The 18,632-nt window shown below is 50.8% G+C and carries 14 protein-coding genes; 6 read left to right on the forward strand and 8 right to left on the reverse strand.

Translation table 11 applies throughout. The annotated features are described in order from the left end of the window. Window positions 1–9 precede the first annotated feature (9 nt). The 3 genes from KF749_14910 to KF749_14920 all read right to left on the reverse strand — a co-directional run bounded on the left by KF749_14910 (window position 10) and on the right by KF749_14920 (window position 2,506). Complete coding sequence (locus KF749_14910) at window positions 10–714, reverse strand: hypothetical protein (GenBank protein MBX2992440.1); 705 nt, start codon at window positions 712–714, stop codon at window positions 10–12. Between the two features lie 107 nt (window positions 715–821). Continuing rightward, window positions 822–1,940, reverse strand: coding sequence for a zf-HC2 domain-containing protein (locus tag KF749_14915; GenBank protein MBX2992441.1), 1,119 nt, complete (start codon window positions 1,938–1,940; stop codon window positions 822–824). Next, window positions 1,940–2,506, reverse strand: a complete 567-nt coding sequence (locus KF749_14920) for a sigma-70 family RNA polymerase sigma factor (GenBank protein MBX2992442.1) — start codon at window positions 2,504–2,506, stop codon at window positions 1,940–1,942. The genes KF749_14915 and KF749_14920 overlap by 1 nt, the downstream gene beginning before the upstream one ends. A gap of 128 nt (window positions 2,507–2,634) precedes the next feature. Here KF749_14920 and KF749_14925 point away from each other — a divergent pair, with 128 nt between their 5' ends. Further along, entirely contained in the window at window positions 2,635–4,125 is a 1,491-nt protein-coding gene (locus KF749_14925) for a DUF4139 domain-containing protein (protein MBX2992443.1), read from the forward strand. 56 nt (window positions 4,126–4,181) lie between these two features. Continuing rightward, the gene (locus KF749_14930; GenBank protein ID MBX2992444.1) at window positions 4,182–5,519 is read left to right on the forward strand and encodes a VWA domain-containing protein; all 1,338 of its coding nucleotides are present in this window, start codon (window positions 4,182–4,184) and stop codon (window positions 5,517–5,519) included. Window positions 5,520–5,598: 79 nt separating this feature from the next. Here the strand turns inward: KF749_14930 and KF749_14935 are convergent, their stop codons facing one another. From KF749_14935 to ugpC, 5 genes are all read right to left on the reverse strand, one after another. Further along, entirely contained in the window at window positions 5,599–6,135 is a 537-nt protein-coding gene (locus KF749_14935; GenBank protein ID MBX2992445.1) for a hypothetical protein, read from the reverse strand. Beyond that, complete coding sequence (locus KF749_14940; protein MBX2992446.1) at window positions 6,132–7,148, reverse strand: hypothetical protein; 1,017 nt, start codon at window positions 7,146–7,148, stop codon at window positions 6,132–6,134. The genes KF749_14935 and KF749_14940 overlap by 4 nt, the downstream gene beginning before the upstream one ends. A 21-nt stretch (window positions 7,149–7,169) precedes the next feature. Next, on the reverse strand, window positions 7,170–8,384 hold the full coding sequence (locus KF749_14945) for a hypothetical protein (protein MBX2992447.1): 1,215 nt from the start codon (window positions 8,382–8,384) through the stop codon (window positions 7,170–7,172). 259 nt (window positions 8,385–8,643) lie between these two features. After that, window positions 8,644–9,480 carry an alpha/beta hydrolase gene (locus tag KF749_14950; protein ID MBX2992448.1) on the reverse strand — a complete coding sequence of 279 codons (837 nt, stop codon included), beginning with the start codon at window positions 9,478–9,480 and terminating at the stop codon, window positions 8,644–8,646. Window positions 9,481–9,550: 70 nt separating this feature from the next. Next, window positions 9,551–10,654 carry a sn-glycerol-3-phosphate ABC transporter ATP-binding protein UgpC gene (gene ugpC, locus KF749_14955; GenBank protein ID MBX2992449.1) on the reverse strand — a complete coding sequence of 368 codons (1,104 nt, stop codon included), beginning with the start codon at window positions 10,652–10,654 and terminating at the stop codon, window positions 9,551–9,553. A 517-nt stretch (window positions 10,655–11,171) separates the two neighbouring features. Between ugpC and KF749_14960 the strand changes: the two genes are divergently transcribed. Genes KF749_14960 through KF749_14975 form a run of 4 tightly spaced genes read left to right on the forward strand, consistent with a single transcriptional unit; the run spans window position 11,172 to window position 18,619 of the window. Beyond that, window positions 11,172–12,242: a LacI family DNA-binding transcriptional regulator gene (locus KF749_14960; protein MBX2992450.1), complete on the forward strand. Its 1,071-nt coding sequence runs from the start codon at window positions 11,172–11,174 to the stop codon at window positions 12,240–12,242. Further along, entirely contained in the window at window positions 12,242–14,113 is a 1,872-nt protein-coding gene (locus KF749_14965; protein ID MBX2992451.1) for an alpha-glucosidase C-terminal domain-containing protein, read from the forward strand. The genes KF749_14960 and KF749_14965 overlap by 1 nt, the downstream gene beginning before the upstream one ends. Then, window positions 14,110–15,798, forward strand: a complete 1,689-nt coding sequence (locus tag KF749_14970; protein ID MBX2992452.1) for a peptidylprolyl isomerase — start codon at window positions 14,110–14,112, stop codon at window positions 15,796–15,798. The genes KF749_14965 and KF749_14970 overlap by 4 nt, the downstream gene beginning before the upstream one ends. 4 nt (window positions 15,799–15,802) lie before the next feature. Then, on the forward strand, window positions 15,803–18,619 hold the full coding sequence (locus tag KF749_14975; GenBank protein MBX2992453.1) for a TonB-dependent receptor: 2,817 nt from the start codon (window positions 15,803–15,805) through the stop codon (window positions 18,617–18,619). Window positions 18,620–18,632: the final 13 nt, after the last annotated feature.

The following is an 18,632-nucleotide window of genomic DNA, read 5'->3' on the forward strand; positions in this document are numbered from 1 at the left end:
GAACCATCCCTAACTTCTTCCGTAGAATTCTTCTCCTTCAATCTCCTCATGGTGAGTGGCAGCAGATGACGCGGCCAGATCTTGATTCGATTGTGCTAAATGCGAAATTTTCGCAATCACATCGGTCGGTTCGTGCGGTATGCCGTCAACCCCCGTCATGGATTCGTGAACGATCTTCTGGGTCTGGTACGCCTTGATGTCGTTGATGGTTTTGTGAACACGTTGAAGGGACGAGTCAATGCGATCGAGCCAACCTGTGGTTTCCGTATCGTTCTCGTACTTTCGGTACAGGGTTTGAGAACTGACAGAAATTATTGCAAGGGGATTGTTGATATTGTCTTGCAACAGTGAAGTGATTTCGTCAAGAACCTGCAATTTTGTCCGCTGGCGGTCGAACTCAAGCTGGACTTTCTGCCTGTATTCTTCCTGCTCGCGGACTTGCTTCCGGTATTTCTGCAATTGGATGACGACAACTGCCGTGATCCAGAGAAGAATCATCGAATCGAATTGCAGCACGAAATCGAAAAACCCCGTTGTCGATTCCCTGCTCCGTAAGAAATTGTAGGAACTCAGCAGAAAGTAAAGGTAGATGACAACTCCGGAAACGATAATCGAGTACTTGTCGATGAAGACAAGAAACCTCGTGTGAGCGCTTGCCATGTATGATTCATATTTCCCCCCCTTTTTGAATTGCGCCAACAGCTCCCTGATCATGGAAATGCCTCATTAATGTAACACGTTGTCGGTTGTGGGAATATAGCAAGGGTGAGAAGAAGAAACAACGACATCGGCATGGTTCAGAGGAACAAAATCGGAAGATGCTATTTCATTTGTCTTCGTTGGAGAGTAGTTTCCCAGCCCGCCGGCAATATGAAAATGAATCGTTGATCGCGAACATGCACTACCAATGAGTCAGGCGCGGGTGTCTCGGCAATAATTTGCGCAAGATCCTGTTCGTCAAGAGGTTGATCGAGATAGAGTGTGAGTTGAGTTGTGTTCGTAATCTGTTCAATGCGAGCAACAACTCTCGTTGAACCGACCGAAAGCTGACGCAACTGGTCCGGAGGCAGTGTCTGTATTGGTTGCTGCTTGAAGCTGAATTCCGCCGTCGGTGACTTGGTGCCCTGAGTCTGATCGGATTTGGCCACACGCTTTGCGGGTCCGTCAAGTTGCCGCGGGTCTTTCTGTTTCGCGCGCATCTCAACGTTTGCCGGCTCAACACCTCCAACCATTGGCCGTGGTTGCGGAACTGCAATGCCTTGCAGCCACACGACGTCTTCGCCTGCCACTTCAGCGGGTGATTCCGCCATCGCGAGATCGCCTTCGCTCGACGTTGCAACCCGACCGGCGCGTGCTTGCATGTGCTGGGCCTTTGATTCAGAAACCGTGTGTTCTTCATCCTTTCCGGTTTTCTCGATGGCTGCAGGGGAAGCCTTAGTTGCCATCGCCGGTTGCGTCGGCTCGGTTTGCTTGTCGCGCAGAATTCGAGGTTCGACGGCGGTTGCGCCGGATTGTGGTTGAGATTGAAGTTCGGGTAACCCGCCCGACGGCGAAGTACTTTCTGTAAGCGCAGAGTCGGAGGTCGGAGGAAGAACCATCACCACGTCGCCGGAAGTCTCAAGTGACTGAAACCAGCGATTGTAGATTCCAATACCCGTAATGATGACGACTAACGCGGCCGCGCTCATGATGTGAACCCACGGTGTTCGCATACCGGGCAGAGCCCCGACTCTCTGCTTCAGTCGCGACTTGAATGCCTCGCGCCCGCCTCGACGGATTCCCGCGATAAGCATCTGCTCGGCACGAACAGCCTTCTTGCACACTTCACAAATGCGGAGATGATCCTCGAGTTCGTTCCGTTCTTCAGGATTGAGTTCGTTCAGAACGAAACGCTCGATCAACTCACTATCATCGGTCCAATGTGTCTCGTCTGCGTGCATTACATTCTGCCTTCAACAATCTTTTGCAGCGCTTTCTTGCATTGATACTTTTTCGACTTTGCGGTTTGGGCATTTGCGAAGTTCAATGCCGCGGCAATGTGCTCCATTGTCTGTTCTTCCCAATAGAAGAGAAGAAGAAGAGACTTGCACGGCTCGCCTAACTCGTCGAGAGCTTCGTGTACGATCCTTGCTTCCTCACTTTCCACCATAATGTCCAACGCCGAGGCCGATTCAATATGCCCCGTTGTTTCCTCTATATCTGCAGGTGATTCCCGTCGCAGCCGGGCAAGCCGTCGCAGCCACAGGTTTTTGACGGTGGCGTAGATAAAGGTGCCTAAACGTGCAGTGTGTTCATACCGGTTTGTCCGTACGCGTTCCCAGAGAATAATCAATGCTTCCTGCAGCAAATCCTCGGCATCATCGTGGCTGCCGTTGTTCCGAGTAACGTACGAGAGGATCGGCCTTCTGTTCGCTTCGTACAACATCACAAGTCCCTCGTCATCACCTTTACGAATCAAGTCGAGAATCTTTGCATCGGAATTGAGGAACAAGAGAGACGAAGCCATTTACCTTTCAACTGTTAATGTCATAAATGGAAGCAAGGTGAACGCAAAAAGATAATAATTCTCAGCATAAGTTCCTTCATTCGGGCTTCGGAAGCCGACACAATCCAGTCTCAAACAAGGAGATCCTCATGAAACACATACTCGCAGTTTTCACACTCCTCACAACCTTCATCGGTGATGCGGACGCCCAACGAGGCAGCGCCGTTGCGGTTGGTGAGCGTACCTCGGTTGATTTGACCATCTACAATCAGAATCTTTCGCTCATTCGTGAAGAGCGTACGTTCAGTTTGGCCAGAGGCGTCAGCAGCGTCACGGTTCCCGACATTCCCTCAACAATTGACGGCACGTCCGTGCACTTCGTCAGTCTTACGGATGCATCAGCTGTCAAGGTGTTGGAGCAGAACTACCAGTTCGATCTGGTGAACCAAGGAAAACTCATGGAGAAGTATCTTGGAAAGAATATTGAGTTTGTGAGATTGGATGAAGCGACAAAGAAAGAGTACACCGTTGTCGGCAAGCTTCTTGCAACCGGCCATCCGACCAACTACGGCAATGTGAGTTATTCGGGAGGCATGATTGCCGAAATCAACGGTAAGATAGAAGTCAATCCGGCGGGCAGAGTCATTCTTCCGAGTTTACCGGAGGGATTGATTCTCAAACCGCAGCTTGAATGGCTCGTGTCGAATACGAAAGAAGGAAATCACAAAACTGAACTGAGCTATCTCGCGGGACAGCTTTCCTGGTCGAGCAACTATGTTGCAGTGCTGGATAAGAATGATGCTCGAATCGACCTGACCGGATGGGTTACATTGACTAACAACTCCGGTACGTCGTTCAAGAATGCCGGCTTGAAGCTTGTGGCGGGAGATGTGAATATCGTCCGTGACCAGTTTGCACAGGAAGGGAGAATGATGAAAAGCATGGCAATGGCGGACGCAGCCCAGCCGCAATTTGCGCAATCCGAACTGTTTGAATACAAGCTGTACTCGCTTCAACGCAAAACCGATCTCAACAACAACGAAACGAAACAGATCGAACTGACGTCAGGCAAGAACGTGAATGCGAAGAAGGTCTTCATCTATGACGGGCTTGCCGGTCAATGGCGCTATTGGGCAAACAACTATTCGTACCGCGGGCAGGGAAGTTTCGGGCAGCAATCCAACACAAAAGTGGGTGTGTACGTCACGTTCCGGAATGATGCCAGGTCGGGGCTCGGCATTGCGCTGCCGAAGGGGAAAGTTCGTGTGTACAAGAAGGATGATGATGGCAAAGAACAATTCATTGGCGAGGACCAGATCGATCATACACCAAAGGATGAAGAGTTGCGCCTGTATCTGGGAAATGCTTTCGACATCGTCGGCGAACGGGCGCAGAAGGATTTCAAATCCATCTCCAGCGGAAAAGTTGTGGAAGAAACGATTGAAATCAAAGTGCGCAACCACAAGAACGAACCGGTCGAAGTACATGTGTATGAACATCCCTGGCGCTGGAGCCAATGGGAGATTGTTTCGTCAAACTCTGCATGGGAGAAAGTGGATCAATCAACACTGAAGTTCCTTGTGAAGATCGGGAAAGACGGAGAAAAAGTAGTGAGCTACACGATTCGGTATTCGTGGTAGGTTGATCTGAACGTCAGAGAATTCATTTCCAAAAACAAACATACAGGGAGAGAACAATGAAGACTTCAGTTGGATGTATCGTGGTGGCGTTTATGATGGCCGCCTCAACATTGGCGTCTGCGGTTCCGACAAGCAAACCGACAATCTCAATGGAAGGAAAACTGAACTGTCCGTATATCACTTCGAGCGGAGGTACGGTATACCTGCAGATCATTCTCACAACATCCGGCTTTGAAAGACCGTCGCGTGAACGGCGCCCGATGAATCTCTCGGTTGTTCTCGACAGAAGCGGTTCAATGTCCGATCAACGAAAGATGGAGTATGCGAAGACGGCACTTGCAACACTCATCGACAAACTTGAACGGGATGATATCTTCTCGCTGGTTGTCTATGACGATGTGGTGGATGTGATGCACTCGGCTCAACGGGTTGGCAGCGACAGAAATCGACTGAAGCAACTTGTGAGCGACATCTATCCCCGTAACAGCACAAATCTTGGCGGAGGCATGATCGAGGGCTTGAAGCAAGTTGAGAAGAATGTTGGAAAAGAGTATGTCAATCGCGTCATTCTCCTTTCTGACGGGCTTGCAAACCAGGGAATCACCAGCCCGATTGAATTGAATCGCATTGCCAAACGGTATCGGGAACGATCCATCTCGCTTACAACAATGGGTGTCGGGCTGGAGTACAACGAGAACCTGATGATTGGCTTGGCGGAAAGTGGTGGCGGAAACTACTATTTTATCGAAAGTCCTACCCAACTTGCATCGATGATGAATCGGGAGTTCAACTCCGCATCTTCGATTGTTGCACAGAATGTCTCCATCGAACTGCAACTCGGCAAGGGTGTGCGTCTTCTTGATGTAATCGGTTGCGAAACAATATCCGGCCGCAATGTGTACCGCATTCCGATTGGCGATGTATATGCCAATGACACAAGGGAAATCACTGTTGAGTTGAGCATTCCGAAAGGAAGCGGAACGGCTACTGTTGCCACGGGCAATGTTCGTTACGAATCCTCCCGCATCTCGTTTCGTCCGTCATTCGCTGCATCAGTTGTGTACACGTCGGATCTGGTTCTGATTGACCGGAATCGTGACATGGAGGTGCAAGCCAAAGCCGATGTTGCGGCTTCAACAAGAGATGTAGAACGGGCAATGAAGGCCTTGGATGAAGGAAGGAAGGAAGAGGCGCAGGCACAATTGCAGTCCGCAAAGGCATTCCTTGGCTCGTCACCGGCTGCGGCAAGCAGCGGTGCAGGGGGGGATGCAATCCGGGCGCAAGCGGAACGGCTCGACTCGTACGATGCGGCAGTTCGCGACGCCGAGGTCGATGCAAATCAGGTCAAGAAAGCCATTCAATACGAGAATTACAGAGTGCAGAAGAAAAAGTAGAATCGAACGATTTCACAGGCATGTAACGAGCCTCCGGCTTCGGTGGAAGTCGGAGGCTGTGCGCAATCGTCGTCGGATCTTATCGCGGGAGAGATTCGGAAGTCGTTAGGATGTGTGACTCGGACACGATTTTTTGTGTTTCGTACGTTTTGATGTCGTTCACCGTCGAACGTACGCGAGCGAGGGCAAAGTCAATGTGGTCCACCCACGACCGTGTTTCCGGATCTTCACCGAACTTCGTGCGAAGGTTCTGCGTTGTCGTCGAAACAACAGCAATAGGTTTGTTGATGCTCTCCTGGAACAACAGCGTTACCTCGTCCAATAGTTTTAGTTTCGCGCGTTGACGCTCCAGTTCCACCTGTACCATTCTTTGATTTTGTTCCTGTTCACTGCTGAGTATTCTGTACCGCTGGAGTTTTACGACCACGAACGCAATAATCCACATAAGGATCAGCGAGTCGAACTGGAGTACGAAATCGAAGAACGTCCTTTTTGTGCTTGCGCTTCCCATCAAGTCGATTGATGTAAGAAGAAAATAGCTGTAGATGACAAGAGCCGAGACAAGAATCGAGTACTTGTCGAGAAATAGCAGCGTTGCATTCCAAAGAGATTTCATGGATTTTGTTCTGTCAAAATCTGAAGTGAATCATTGTGTGTTTCTGAACTCAGTGTCTGTTGTTGCCCGGGGGATGGTGTGGCGGAGGCGCCTTCTTTCGCACGCGATACTGCAGTGTTGTGCGCAGGAAGCGAGATTGATGCATTGCTGCTCTCTGCCCCGTCATGTGCCCGGCCCGATACAACGAAATATGACGCCACAATTGCTGAAACGATCAGTGTGGCGGAGATGATGAAGAAGCGTGACATCTTGCTTCTCCTCACCGGGCCGTCGATCATCTCCGACTGGGGCGGAGGATTCAGAGTCCCGTGTTCGGAAGCAAAAGACGACTGTGCTGCTTGCGATTTTGCGAGAATGTCATCAAAATCAGGCTCCATCATTGTCACCATTTCGTCAAGCGAAATAACAGGAGGGGCAAGTTTTTTTTCTCCCGACTGTTGCTGGATTGTGTCGGCAGGAACTGCCGTGCCGCGGTTATTACCGGGTTGCTGCGCTGTGCGTAGCTGCAGCAGGTACAGTTCTTCCAGTTTCTGAATGTATTGATGCGCCGAACTATCTGAGGGATCGAGCAACTGAACGCGCCGCACTTCCGAAAGGGCGTTGTCGAAGTCTCCCTTTTTCATCAGAGTATCTGCATGAGCGAAATACTGAAGCTTGAGTGATTCGATCGCCTTTTCTCTGTCGGTTTTTCCCGAAGGTTTCTGCGGAACGAATCGCGGTCGCATCTTCGGCCCGCTGTGAATTGATTCGGCAGATCGATCGAGCAACGGCCCGAGGGATGCGCGGATGGTTGACGCATCACTCGCCTGAGCAGCCTCCGCGTCGATCAGCCGTACGAGTTGTGTTTCAAGTCCCGCAAAGAAAATGTTTCTCGGAACAACGGTTTTCATTGTACGAACGCGTTCGAGCGATTCTGTAAGGAGGTTCTGATCAATAAGAGTACGAATCTCCGCAAGCTGCGGAGCAAGGAGATCCAGCGAAGTATGCTGCTCTTGCGAGGTAACTGTGTTCATCTCAATCTCTTTCACGACGTTTTACGCTCGGGCGGCACGGTTGTTTTTATACACAAGTTTGAGCGGCGATGCGGCAGCGCGTTGTTGTGCCTGACGAACCTTGCTCTCCATGTTTCGCGCTTCTGCACTCACGGGATCAATCAGATACGCTTGTGCAAGTTCATCGAGGGCACGGTTGAATTGACCGAGCTTTGCAAACTCCTCCGCCGCGATGACATGCATCTGCACCGTCACTGACTTTTGCACACTTGTTCGTTCATCCTCTTCACGTATCCGGGCTTGTTCGAGGCGTGACTGTGCGTCCCACATTTCTTTCTCAAGGTTCTTGAGTTCTTCATTGTAGGGTGCAAGAAGAAGCCCGAGCGCGATTTCGCTGGCCGCCTCAGCCACGCGATCGAAACGAAGCAGTTGCCTGCCATTGCGAATGTGTTCGCTCACGGCTGTTGTATGGCACTCAAACAGTTGCAGTTCCTGCCACGAGTTGTATGCTGATGTGATTTCTTCTCGTAGGGCAATGAGTTCCCGGTCTTCGGGAAACTCCTTCAACGCGGCTTGTATGTCTTCCAGTGCCTTGTCGAACTCCGTCTTTGCGAATCGTTCTCGTATTCTGCTCAAAAAGTCCCGAAGCCGGTGGTCACGATGGAGCGTACCCTGTAAGTCTATCTGTTCCAGAATGGCACCGCGCAACCAAAGCAATTCCGGATGATTCCCCTCAATCGCCAGTCCCGTTTCAACTTCTTCCAATGCTTCGGCGAATCGCTTTCGCTCGAAGTATCTCTTAGCCACGAGAAGAACTGCATTGACGGATGCCGAGGTATGGAGCGGGGATACGGTTCGTTGAGCGCTGACTTTCTGCTGAAGTTGCTGCTCAAGCTCCTGGGCTTCTTCCGCAAACGGGTTTGCAAGCAACGCTTGCGTTATCTCAGCCATCGCTTTGTCATACAACTGCTGACCACAGAATTGTTGCGCCTTTGCGAGATGCAGGTCGTACACAGTTCTTGACAACGGGGGGACATCGCCGGTCTCGTTGAATCGAGGTTCTGCGTGTCCGATCGTCCCGAGCCTTTTGTCTTCCAGCAACTCGCCCAGATGAGTGGCCAAGGATAAGGCTTCAGCGTGAGAAGAATCGATAAGGAGAACCGAGCTGATTTCATTCAGCGCGCTTTCGTACTCGCCGCTCGCAATGGCTGTACGTGCCTTGTCGATGAAATCTTTGATATGGTTTTCCCTGTTCATTCTGTGTTTGCCTCTGTCGTCTGCTCCATGTCACGCGTGCGGGATGCGTCCTGCAAATATCGGACAAATGCTACGCCAAATGGGCGCATTTGGAATTCTGACAAAAAACAGAAGGGAAAAGCGATAGTCGCTGCCGCATTCAACCTGACACATAGGAATTACAGGGACAAAATGTAAGATTTGGTTGATACGAGGCTGTATGTGTGTACAACGTTCCTTTGTGGATGGAAACGGATAAGGGGATAAAAGCTGTACGGAGTTAGTGTCGGAGGAGGAAATCGAGGACAAGAGTATTGTACTCATCGGCGTTGTCGGAATGTATGCCGTGTGAAGCATCAGGAATTCGAACTCGCTCGGCGTTCGGCAAGTGTGATTCAAGGACGTCGAGAATGGCATGAAAGAAAGGGGGACTTTTTCCTCCTTCTACCAAAAGGACAGGACATCTGACTTTGCCGATTTCATCACGTGTGAAGTCTGGAATATAGTCGGTCGACATGGTTTCAGCACTCAATTCCTCAACATTATCGAGAAATCTTCTGTGTACCGATGCCGGCATTGCATCGTAAGCTCCCTTTCCGATCACACCATCGATGAAGTAGCGGATGCCGTCTTCATTTCTGCCTTTTTGCAATGCCTCACGGGCAGGGAAAAAAGCGTAATGATTGAACCCGTCAAGCAGTTTCTTGAGCCGTGGATCGTGTTCGAGCAGAGGGAGAACAGGCGGTTCGCCAAGCACAATTGTTCGTACGAGAGAGGGATGAGACAGGGCAAGTTGTAAAGCAACGTTTCCGCCCCACGAAGCGGTTATGATATGTGCCGGAGAGTCAGTAAACCGTCGGACCAACTTCGCAAGATCTTCAGCATGGAGGCTGGCGGAATACTCGAGTGTGTCCGACTTGCGATTCGGGAAATGGTACCGTCTGCTGTAGGCAACAACACGGCAGGCATTCGAAAGGATATTGATCTGCTTCTGCCACGTCCGGTAGTCGCCCAGCGTTCCGTGAACGCAGACCGCAAGCGTTCCGCTTCCTGCTTCAACATAATGCAGTTCAGTGCTGTTAACCTGAAGCCGTTTAACGTGCAACTTCTCACGCATGATGCGGGCCAAGAGCGTGCCCGGATGCAAGCGAGGCCCGGAGGAATGTTATATCCATGAACATACGGAATCAAATTGCCCGCTCGGTTTCCTTCTCAAAGAAATGGACTTTCGAGGTGTCAAAGAACATTTCGAACGGTTTGCCGACTTCGGGAGGAGTGTCTGTGGCGATGCGCGCAACGTATTGTGAATCGGTGCCCGTGGAGAAATAAACAAAAATCTCGTTTCCAACGGGTTCAACTACTTCCACAGTTACTTTGAATGATGACACGTTTTCGACGTCGGAAGGTTGTCGGGCGTAAATATGTTCCGGGCGGATGCCTAATGTGATTTGGGACTTGACATGGGGCTTGAGTTTCTGCTCTTTCCCGGGAACGACAGGTAATGCGAAGTTCGAACGTTCCTGCAGGAACCGCAGCGAGCCGTTTTGGACAATGGTTCCCTGGATAAAATTCATCGTCGGGCTGCCTATGAAACCCGCGACGAATTTATTGGCAGGATGATGATAGAGGGCAAGCGGCGTATCGACTTGCTGCACGATCCCGTCTTTCATGACAACGATCCTATCTCCCATACTCATCGCTTCGATTTGATCGTGCGTAACATAGATCATCGTGCTCTGCAATTGGCGATGGAGTCTCGATATCTCCGTTCGCATGTGAACCCGCAGATTGGCGTCGAGATTACTCAGAGGCTCATCAAACAGAAATACTTTCGGTTGACGTACAATTGCCCGGCCGAGTGCAACGCGCTGGCGTTGTCCGCCGGAAAGCGCTTTCGGTTTCCGCTCAAGATATTGCTCGATGCCGAGAATCTTGGCAGCTTTGCGTACACGCGACTCAATTTCCTGCTTGTCATACTTTCGCAACTTCAGACCGAATGCAAGATTCTCGTACACGCTCATATGCGGGTAAAGGGCATAGTTCTGAAACACCATTGCAATGTCCCTGTCTTTCGGCGCTACATCGTTCACCACTTTGCCGTCAATGCTGATTGTTCCTTTTGTGATCTCTTCCAAACCCGCTATCATACGGAGTGCTGTTGACTTTCCGCAACCCGATGGCCCGACGAGTACCACAAACTCTTTGTCTTGAATGGTGAGGTTGACATCCTTTACGGCAGTGACTTTTCCTTCGTAGATCTTGTGTACATTTTCAAGCTTTACTTCAGCCATTGAAAAACCTTCGTTAAGAAAATCAGAACGACAGTTCGATGAGTGTTTTTGTCGGCAGAAATATATGAACGCTTTCCATCATGCACAAGGTGAATTCAAATCGGACAATCTGTGGGCGAAAATCTTCAGCAACCTTGATGATGGCGGAGAGTTTGTTACAGGTAAAGTTATGATAACTGTTGTTATTTGTGTGTATGATAAAATTTTTGTTTTGACTTTTTCGTCCTATTTCAGTTCAACCGGTTCAAGTCGGCTTTGAGGTTTCCAGCAACTTCCAATTTGAACTTTTGTCAGGCAGGTCGCGTTCTCATTTTCAAGTCACTTCCTTTCATGTTTTCCAGAATTAAGGTCAGTCTACAAGAGCTTGGAACCCGAATTTCATTGCAAAAATTAGGCAATTCAATGCAGGAAATGAGATTTCTACGATAACTCTTGACAATATCTCTGAATATACCTTATCTTCTTGGAAGCGCTTCCAAATTTTTAAGTATTCCATCCACGGCAGGTTGCCTTCGAAATGGGCATCACGATTTACGACTTGGCGAGAGAGGCAGGAGTTGGGTTGGGGACTGTTTCACGGTGTCTCAACAACCATCCAAGCGTTTCCGCGAAAACCCGCGAAAAAGTCCTTGCAGTTGCGAAACGCCTCAGCTACCAACCTCATGCTCACGCCCAGCGGCTTGCATCCCGAAAAGCCAACACCGTCTCGACAATAATTCCGTTTTTCACAAATTATTTTTTCATCGAAGTACTTCAGGGTGTGCAGGATAAGGCCGCCGAACTTGGATTTGATTTGATTTTGTATGGTGTGAACAATCCGTCGCAGGCTGAATATTATTTGCGTCGTTCCTTGCACGGCGGGCGCGTTGACGGCGTGATGTTCTTTTCGATGAAATTTCCCGAGTCGTTCGTACCAAAGTTCCGGCAGATGAAGCTCCCGGTCGTGATCGTCGATTCCTATCACGAGAAGTTTGATTCGATGTTAGTGAAGAACCACGAAGGTGCCATGCAGGCAACACGCCACTTGATCAAGCTCGGACATCGAAACATCGGCATGATCAACGCAAGCTTGGAAACACGTCCTGCAACGGAACGTCTGAACGGCTACAAGGCAGCGTTGGAGGAGGCGAAAATCCCGTTTGACATGGAACGTGTCGTCATTACCTCAAACGGCAAGCAGGATGGATTCAACAGGGAAGCAGGGTACGAATCGATGAAGGAAATCATCCGTCGAAGTATCGGGCACAATCATATCAGCGCCGTATTTATTGCAAGCGACGTGCAGGCAATCGGCGCACTGCACGCTGCGCGAGAACTTGGTGTTCGTGTTCCTGAGGATATTGCCATCGTCGGTTTTGATGATATCGAGCTTGCCCGCCATGCCCAGCTTACCACCGTGCGTCAGCCCATGCACGAGATGGGGACGATAGCGTTGCAGATGTTGGTGGAGAGAATAAAGAATCCGGAGGCTCCACCGAAACTGACCACATTCTTTCCCGAGTTGGTTGTCAGGCAAACATGCGGCGGCCAAGCCGAAAGTACCATCCAAGAACACACCGGCATCGAATTGGGAGACACTAACGGATGATGAAATTGATACAGACTCTCTTTCAATTTTCTCTTTCCTCCCTGCTGCTGATCTCTGCGGTATCTTCCGTCTATTCGTCCGTTCCGTCTGATTCCGAGTTGAGCAGCGTTCCCGCTTGGGCAAAGGAGGCTGTCTGGTATCAGATCTTCCCGGAACGATTCCGCAACGGTGACCCGAAGAATGATCCGACGGTTGAAGACATTCGAGGATCGTGGCCGCACGATGAACCCGAATCATGGAGTATCTCATCCTGGACCGGCGATTGGTACAAGCTGCAAACGTGGGAACAAACAGGAAGGGGCTTCTACTACCACGCACAACAGCGACGTTACGGCGGCGATCTGCAGGGCGTTATCGATAAGCTCGACTATCTTCAAGATCTGGGCATCACCGCGATATACTTCAATCCGCTCTTCGAATCTCCCTCGCTGCACAAGTACGATGCAACAATGTATCACCACATCGACAACAATTTCGGACCCGATCCTGAAGGTGACAGGAAGATATGGGAATCGGAAGATCCCGCCGACCCGTCAACATGGCAATGGACATCTGCCGATAAGTTGTTCCTGAAATTGATCAAGGAAGCGCATGCCAGAGATATCCGTGTAATCATCGACGGCGTGTTCAATCATGTCGGGCAGACGTTCTGGGCTTTTGAAGATGTGAAACGACACGGCGCTGCTTCGCAGTACAAGGACTGGTTCTTCATTAAAAGCTTCGACAATCCGGCAACGCCTGGCAACGAGTTTGACTACGAAGGCTGGTACGGCGTTCGTGAGTTGCCGGAATTGCGCGAAGATGAGAACGGATTGGCCGACGGCCCCAAAGCACATATTCATGCCATCGTCAAGCGCTGGATGGATCCGAACAACGACGGCAATCCGGAAGACGGCATTGACGGTTGGCGGCTGGATGTGGCGGAAATGGTGGCGCTCCCGTTTTGGAGGGAATTCCGGACGTGGGTTCGCGCTATCAACCCCGAGGCGTATATCGTTGGAGAAGTGTGGTGGGAGGATTGGAACAATGAAAAAATGTTCAACGCAGAACCATGGCTTCGGGGCGATGCGTTTGATGCTGTGATGAACTACCGCGTCGCACGCGAGGCAGGCTACTTCTTCAAAGCGAAACAGCGCAAAATTTTGGCAACGGAATTTCTGCGCCGCCTCGACAGCCTTCGGAGCGAGTATCGCCCGGATGTCAACCACGTTCTCCTGAACCTCTTCGACAGCCACGATACGGACCGCCTCACATCGCAAATCGTGAATCCGGACACGAAGTACGACAAGCATGTCAATCTCAATGATAACAAGGACTACGATGTCCGCAAGCCGAATGATGCGGAAATGAAGACGTTGAAACTGATGGTGCTGTTTCAAATGACATACCTCGGCGCGCCAATGGTGTACTACGGAGGCGAAGCCGGAATGTGGGGCGCCGATGATCCCGACGAGCGCAAGCCGATGCTGTGGGCAGACATGAAGTACGAGAATGAAGCAAGCCATCCGTTTGGCTCGCAACGCCCGAACGATAGGAATGAATTTGATGCCGGATTGTTCGCCTACTACAAAAAGTGCATTGCCGCGAGGAAGGCAAGTCCTGCACTTACAAAAGGCGATTTTGTCGGTCTGTTGGGAGATGACAAAGGAGACGTTATCGCGTACAAACGCTCATACTCAAACGATATTGCCATCGTCATCTTGAACAATTCTCGAATGAGCCGGTCCGTACGGGTGCCTCTGCCTGCTGACCTGAGGAAGTTGAAATGGAGAAATGTTTTCGATTCCACACGCTTCAAAATTAGCGGCAACCATTTGACCATCAAGCTGAATGAAAAATCAGGAGTGGTACTGAGGGCGACAGGACAGTGAGGAAGAGCGTTACAGCATTTCTGTTTGCCGGACTCATCTTTTCCGGCTGCGGCAAGAAGGAGGATATCGTGGCGGAAGCTGACGGGCATAAGATAACAGCCCGTGAGTTCAAAGAACGGTATGAGCAACTACTGAGCCAGGGAAGCAACCGTGACAATATCCGTCTTCGCAACGAAATTCTGACCAATATGATCAACGAACGGCTGATTTTCAACGATGTGTCGCGTCAAGGTTTCGACCGGGATGAAGCATACAAGAAACGGATGACAGTGATTGAAACCCAGGCATTGCTTGATCGCTATGCGCGTGCGATAAGCTTTGATACTCTCACGATTTCCGAACAGGAAGGCGAGGAGGAGTTCCGCCGATTCAATACAACTGCTGCTGTGCGGTATCTGTATGCAAAAACCAGGAACGAAGCATTGCGCCTCAAGTCCCGTCTGGAAAACGGAGAGACGTTCGATAAGCTTGCCCGCGAAGTCTTCGATGACCCCGGACTTGCCAACAACGGCGGATATCTAGGTGTTTTTGGTTGGGGAGAGATGGAACCGGCGATGGAGGAAACAGCATTCTCTCTTCCGGTCGGGTCGCTGTCTGATCCGGTAAAACTGAATGTCGGATATGCCATCATCAAGGTGGAATCACGGGTCGTCAATCCGCTCGCGTCGGAATTTGACTATGCGAAAGTGAAACAAAAATTAGCCGACAGGATTCAAGAGAAGAAAATCGCCCACCTTGTGAAGGCCGCTGCCGAAGAAGCGAGCGTAAGCTTGTCTGCCCGCTTTCATGAGGCTGCTGTCCGGCAAGTGTTTGAACATTGGGATATGCTTTCGGACGATGCAGATGCAAGACCCGAAACCGGTGCGTCACTCACTCCGGATGTTTCTGCAATGAAACTTATGGAATTCTCGAGTGGATCGTGGAGCATCGGGGATTTTGTGCAGAAAGTGGAGTGGACGACCGAGAAGCAGCGCCGCCGTGTTAGAGACGCGGGCGATGTCAAGGATATGGCAATAGGATTGGCAACGAGGGATGTATTGGTGAAGAAAGCAAGAATGATGGGGCTTGAGAAAGACTCAATCTATCGCCATCAAGTGGCTCACCTTCGCGAGCGTTATCTGCTGCAACGGTGGGCAAATTCTGTCCAGGATACAGTCGGCCAATCCGGTTGGTCATCACATGTGCTTGACTCGATGTACGCGGAAAACAAGGCGCAGTACACAATTCCGCCCGAAGTGAATGTGGCCGAGATACTCGTCCGCACGGAGGACGAAGCAAATAAGTTCAAGTCCCGCGCACTTCGCGGAGAGAATTTCTCCTCACTTGCCCGCAGCCACTCGATCCGCTTGTGGGCGGCTAAGAACGGCGGGGAGCTGGGCTACGGTACAAAGGCGTCATTCGGACCAATGGGAGATGCATTCTTTGATGCTCGCGTCGGCGACATTATCGGTCCGGCCAAAGTCGATCCGTATTGGGGTGTGTTTAAGATTATCGGGAGACGTCCGGGGCGGCAAAAAACATTCGAGGAAGCGCAAAGCCAGATTGCAGGCGAACTGCTTCCGTTTCGAAAGCGGGAGGTGGCGGCCAAGGCGGTCGGAGACCTCCGGGTTCGCTCGTCAATCACAATCCACAATGATGTATTGGAAAACGTAAGCATAGTAGTAAGCAATCAAGACAAAAGGTAAGCGTATGAAAACTCTGTTACGCGCATGTATGATCGTGGCGGTCGCCTTTTTGTGGCGGGTCGCAGCTTTACCGGGAACAACAGGCAAGATTGCCGGTGAAGTCAAAGACAGCCAAACCGGCGAAACAATTATCGGGGCTTCGGTGGTGATACAAGGGACAACGCTGGGCGCCGCAACCAACATCGAAGGGTACTATGTTATTCTCAACATCCCACCCGGCACGTACACGCTTGTCGCCAGTTCTGTCGGCTACAACAGAAAAATCGTGACCGGGGTATCAGTTTCGGTTGATCTTACGACGACGCAAAGATTCGAACTTGTTCCTGAGGCCGTGCAGGCGGAGGAGGTAGTGGTTACAGCAGACCGGCCTATCGTTCGCAAGGACTTGACATCATCCGAAGCACGCGTTGACGCAACGACGATCAGGACACTCCCCGTCTCCGAAGTCTCGGAAGTCCTTTCATTGCAGGCGGGCATTACGCAGGGCAGAGATGGCGCTATCCACATCCGCGGCGGCAGAGCGAGCGAGGTGGCTTATTGGATTGATGGTGTTTCCGTTTCTGACGCTTACGACAACAGCCAGGCTGTACAGGTGGACAACAACTCCGTTCAGGAATTGCAGGTAATCAGCGGAACGTTCAACGCGGAATACGGTCAGGCGATGTCGGGAATCGTCAACATCGTCACCAAAGACGGTGACCGGAGGTTTTCAGGAAACCTCTCGACATACACCGGCGACTATGTGACTGCCGATGACGGCATTTTCTTCCATCTCGACGACGTAAAACCTTTTGCCAATCACAACATCGAAGGAAGCATCGGTGGGCCGGTGTTTGATCTGCCACTGACGTTTTATCTCTCAGGAAGATATTTCAGAACTGACGGCTGGCTCTACGCAAATGAAATCATCAACCCGAACGGAACGCCCCTGCCGGGAAACTCGGCGACATTTGATCCGGCCGGAAATCTTCTCACACGGACGTTTGTGGACCGGCCGACACCAATGAACGGAAGAATCCGGCGATCGGGACAGGGGAAGCTGACGCTGAACTTGACAGGCGGAACGAAGATCAGCCTGAGTGCCATTGGCAGTCAAATTGACTTTCGCGACTTCAATCACGACTATCACCTGATTCCTGCTGCAGATGTAAAGAAATTCGACCGGAACTACAACCTGACGGGATTGTGGACTCAGGCTCTTTCGAATACATCGTTCTTTACCATGAACTTCTATTATCTCTACAAGCAATTCAGAGAATACTTGTATGACAACCCGCTTGATCCGCGGTACATCGTTGACCCTGATATTCTCTCGAACAACGCAGGAAATTACAAGTTCAGGGTCGTGGGAACGAACAACCATCAGTTCAGGCGAAATACCGAGACACGCGGTGTGAAATTGGATTATACGGATCAAATCAGCAGGCTGCACCAACTGAAAGCCGGGATCGAGGGAAAGCTCCACCGCCTTTACCTTGAGGACTACAACGTAACGAACGGTCAGGATGCACAGGGACAAATCATCCCTGTCATCCCGCAACGGACCGGGCCGCTCTACGAAGAATACACGGAAAAGCCTGTCGAGTTTGCAGTGTACATCCAGGACAAGCTCGAATACGAGCGGATGATTGTGAACATCGGCGTCCGTTTCGACTACTTCGATTCGCGCGGCAACGTACTTGCTGACCCTCAGGACCCGAACATCTACAACCCCATCAAGCAGGAAAACCGTGTTGATTTGAACGGTGATGGAGTAAAGAGCGACGAGGAACAAGCCGACCCGTCAGTCGTGGCTGCGCGCCGTGCACACTGGTACAGGAAGGCGTCGGCGAAGACGAGCATTAGTCCGCGGTTTGGCATCTCGTACCCCATTACCGACCGCGGGGTTTTGCACTTCTCCTACGGGCACTTCCTGCAATTCCCTTCGTTCAGCGATCTGTACCAAAAGCCCGGATACAAAGTAACCACGGCTTCGGGAGTTCAGGGGGTGTTCGGCAATCCGGACTTGAGTGCGCAGAAAACCGTTATGTATGAAATCGGATTGCAGCAGCAAATAACCGAAGATATGAGTTTCGACATTACTGGCTTCTACCGCGACACACGTGACTGGACTTCGACGAGCGCGCAGATTCCGGTGCTTCGGGCGGATGGCGAGGGGGTAACGACATTCTATACAATGTTTGTGAACAAGGACTATGCAAACTCCCGCGGCATCACGCTTTCTGTAAATAAGCGCCCCACGAAGCTCTTCTCATTCAATTTTTCCTATACCTTCCAGACGGCAGAAGGAGTCAACTCGAGCAAGGATGAAGAGCAGGCACGTCTGCAATCGAATGACCAAGGCACGGTTATTTCGGGTGTGACGCTTGCGCCACTTGATTGGGATCAGACACATACAGCCAACCTCACTCTCGGATTGGGCGAGTTGGATTGGGGAGCTTTCATTATTGCACAATACGGTTCCGGTCTCCCGTACACGCCTGTTCTGAACCAAAGCGAAGCACGCGGCAGTGATGCCATCAAAACAAAAAACACCAGAAGGCTTCCCGCCAACTACAATGTTGATTTGCGCGTATTCAAGAGTTTTGCGCTTGATCCTCTCAACATCACGCTGTTTGTGAAAGTGCTCAACCTTCTCGACCGACGCAACGAAGTACAGGTGTACGGAGAAACAGGACGGGCAAGCGCCACACCGGCGGCTCTCGGCATTGGCAATATTTCCGGAGGCTTCCGCGTCAATACGCTTGAAGAGTATTTGTTGAGAAGGTACCACTACTCCGAACCGCGCCAGATTCAAATAGGCATGGACATCAATTTCTGATACAATCATGAAG

It is taken from the genome of Bacteroidota bacterium, assembly GCA_019637975.1.
Lineage (GTDB): Bacteria > Bacteroidota > Ignavibacteria > UBA10030 > UBA6906 > CAADGV01.

Coding starts and splice junctions, on each gene's coding strand:
- KF749_14925 (MBX2992443.1), top strand. CDS start 2,635: ATGAAACACATACTCGCAGTTTTCACACTCCTCACAACCTTCATCGGT.
- KF749_14935 (MBX2992445.1), bottom strand. CDS start 6,135: ATGAAATCTCTTTGGAATGCAACGCTGCTATTTCTCGACAAGTACTCG.
- KF749_14950 (MBX2992448.1), bottom strand. CDS start 9,480: ATGCGTGAGAAGTTGCACGTTAAACGGCTTCAGGTTAACAGCACTGAA.
- KF749_14930 (MBX2992444.1), top strand. CDS start 4,182: ATGAAGACTTCAGTTGGATGTATCGTGGTGGCGTTTATGATGGCCGCC.
- KF749_14960 (MBX2992450.1), top strand. CDS start 11,172: ATGGGCATCACGATTTACGACTTGGCGAGAGAGGCAGGAGTTGGGTTG.
- ugpC (MBX2992449.1), bottom strand. CDS start 10,654: ATGGCTGAAGTAAAGCTTGAAAATGTACACAAGATCTACGAAGGAAAA.
- KF749_14975 (MBX2992453.1), top strand. CDS start 15,803: ATGAAAACTCTGTTACGCGCATGTATGATCGTGGCGGTCGCCTTTTTG.
- KF749_14910 (MBX2992440.1), bottom strand. CDS start 714: ATGATCAGGGAGCTGTTGGCGCAATTCAAAAAGGGGGGGAAATATGAA.
- KF749_14915 (MBX2992441.1), bottom strand. CDS start 1,940: ATGCACGCAGACGAGACACATTGGACCGATGATAGTGAGTTGATCGAG.
- KF749_14940 (MBX2992446.1), bottom strand. CDS start 7,148: ATGAACACAGTTACCTCGCAAGAGCAGCATACTTCGCTGGATCTCCTT.
- KF749_14920 (MBX2992442.1), bottom strand. CDS start 2,506: ATGGCTTCGTCTCTCTTGTTCCTCAATTCCGATGCAAAGATTCTCGAC.
- KF749_14965 (MBX2992451.1), top strand. CDS start 12,242: ATGAAATTGATACAGACTCTCTTTCAATTTTCTCTTTCCTCCCTGCTG.
- KF749_14945 (MBX2992447.1), bottom strand. CDS start 8,384: ATGAACAGGGAAAACCATATCAAAGATTTCATCGACAAGGCACGTACA.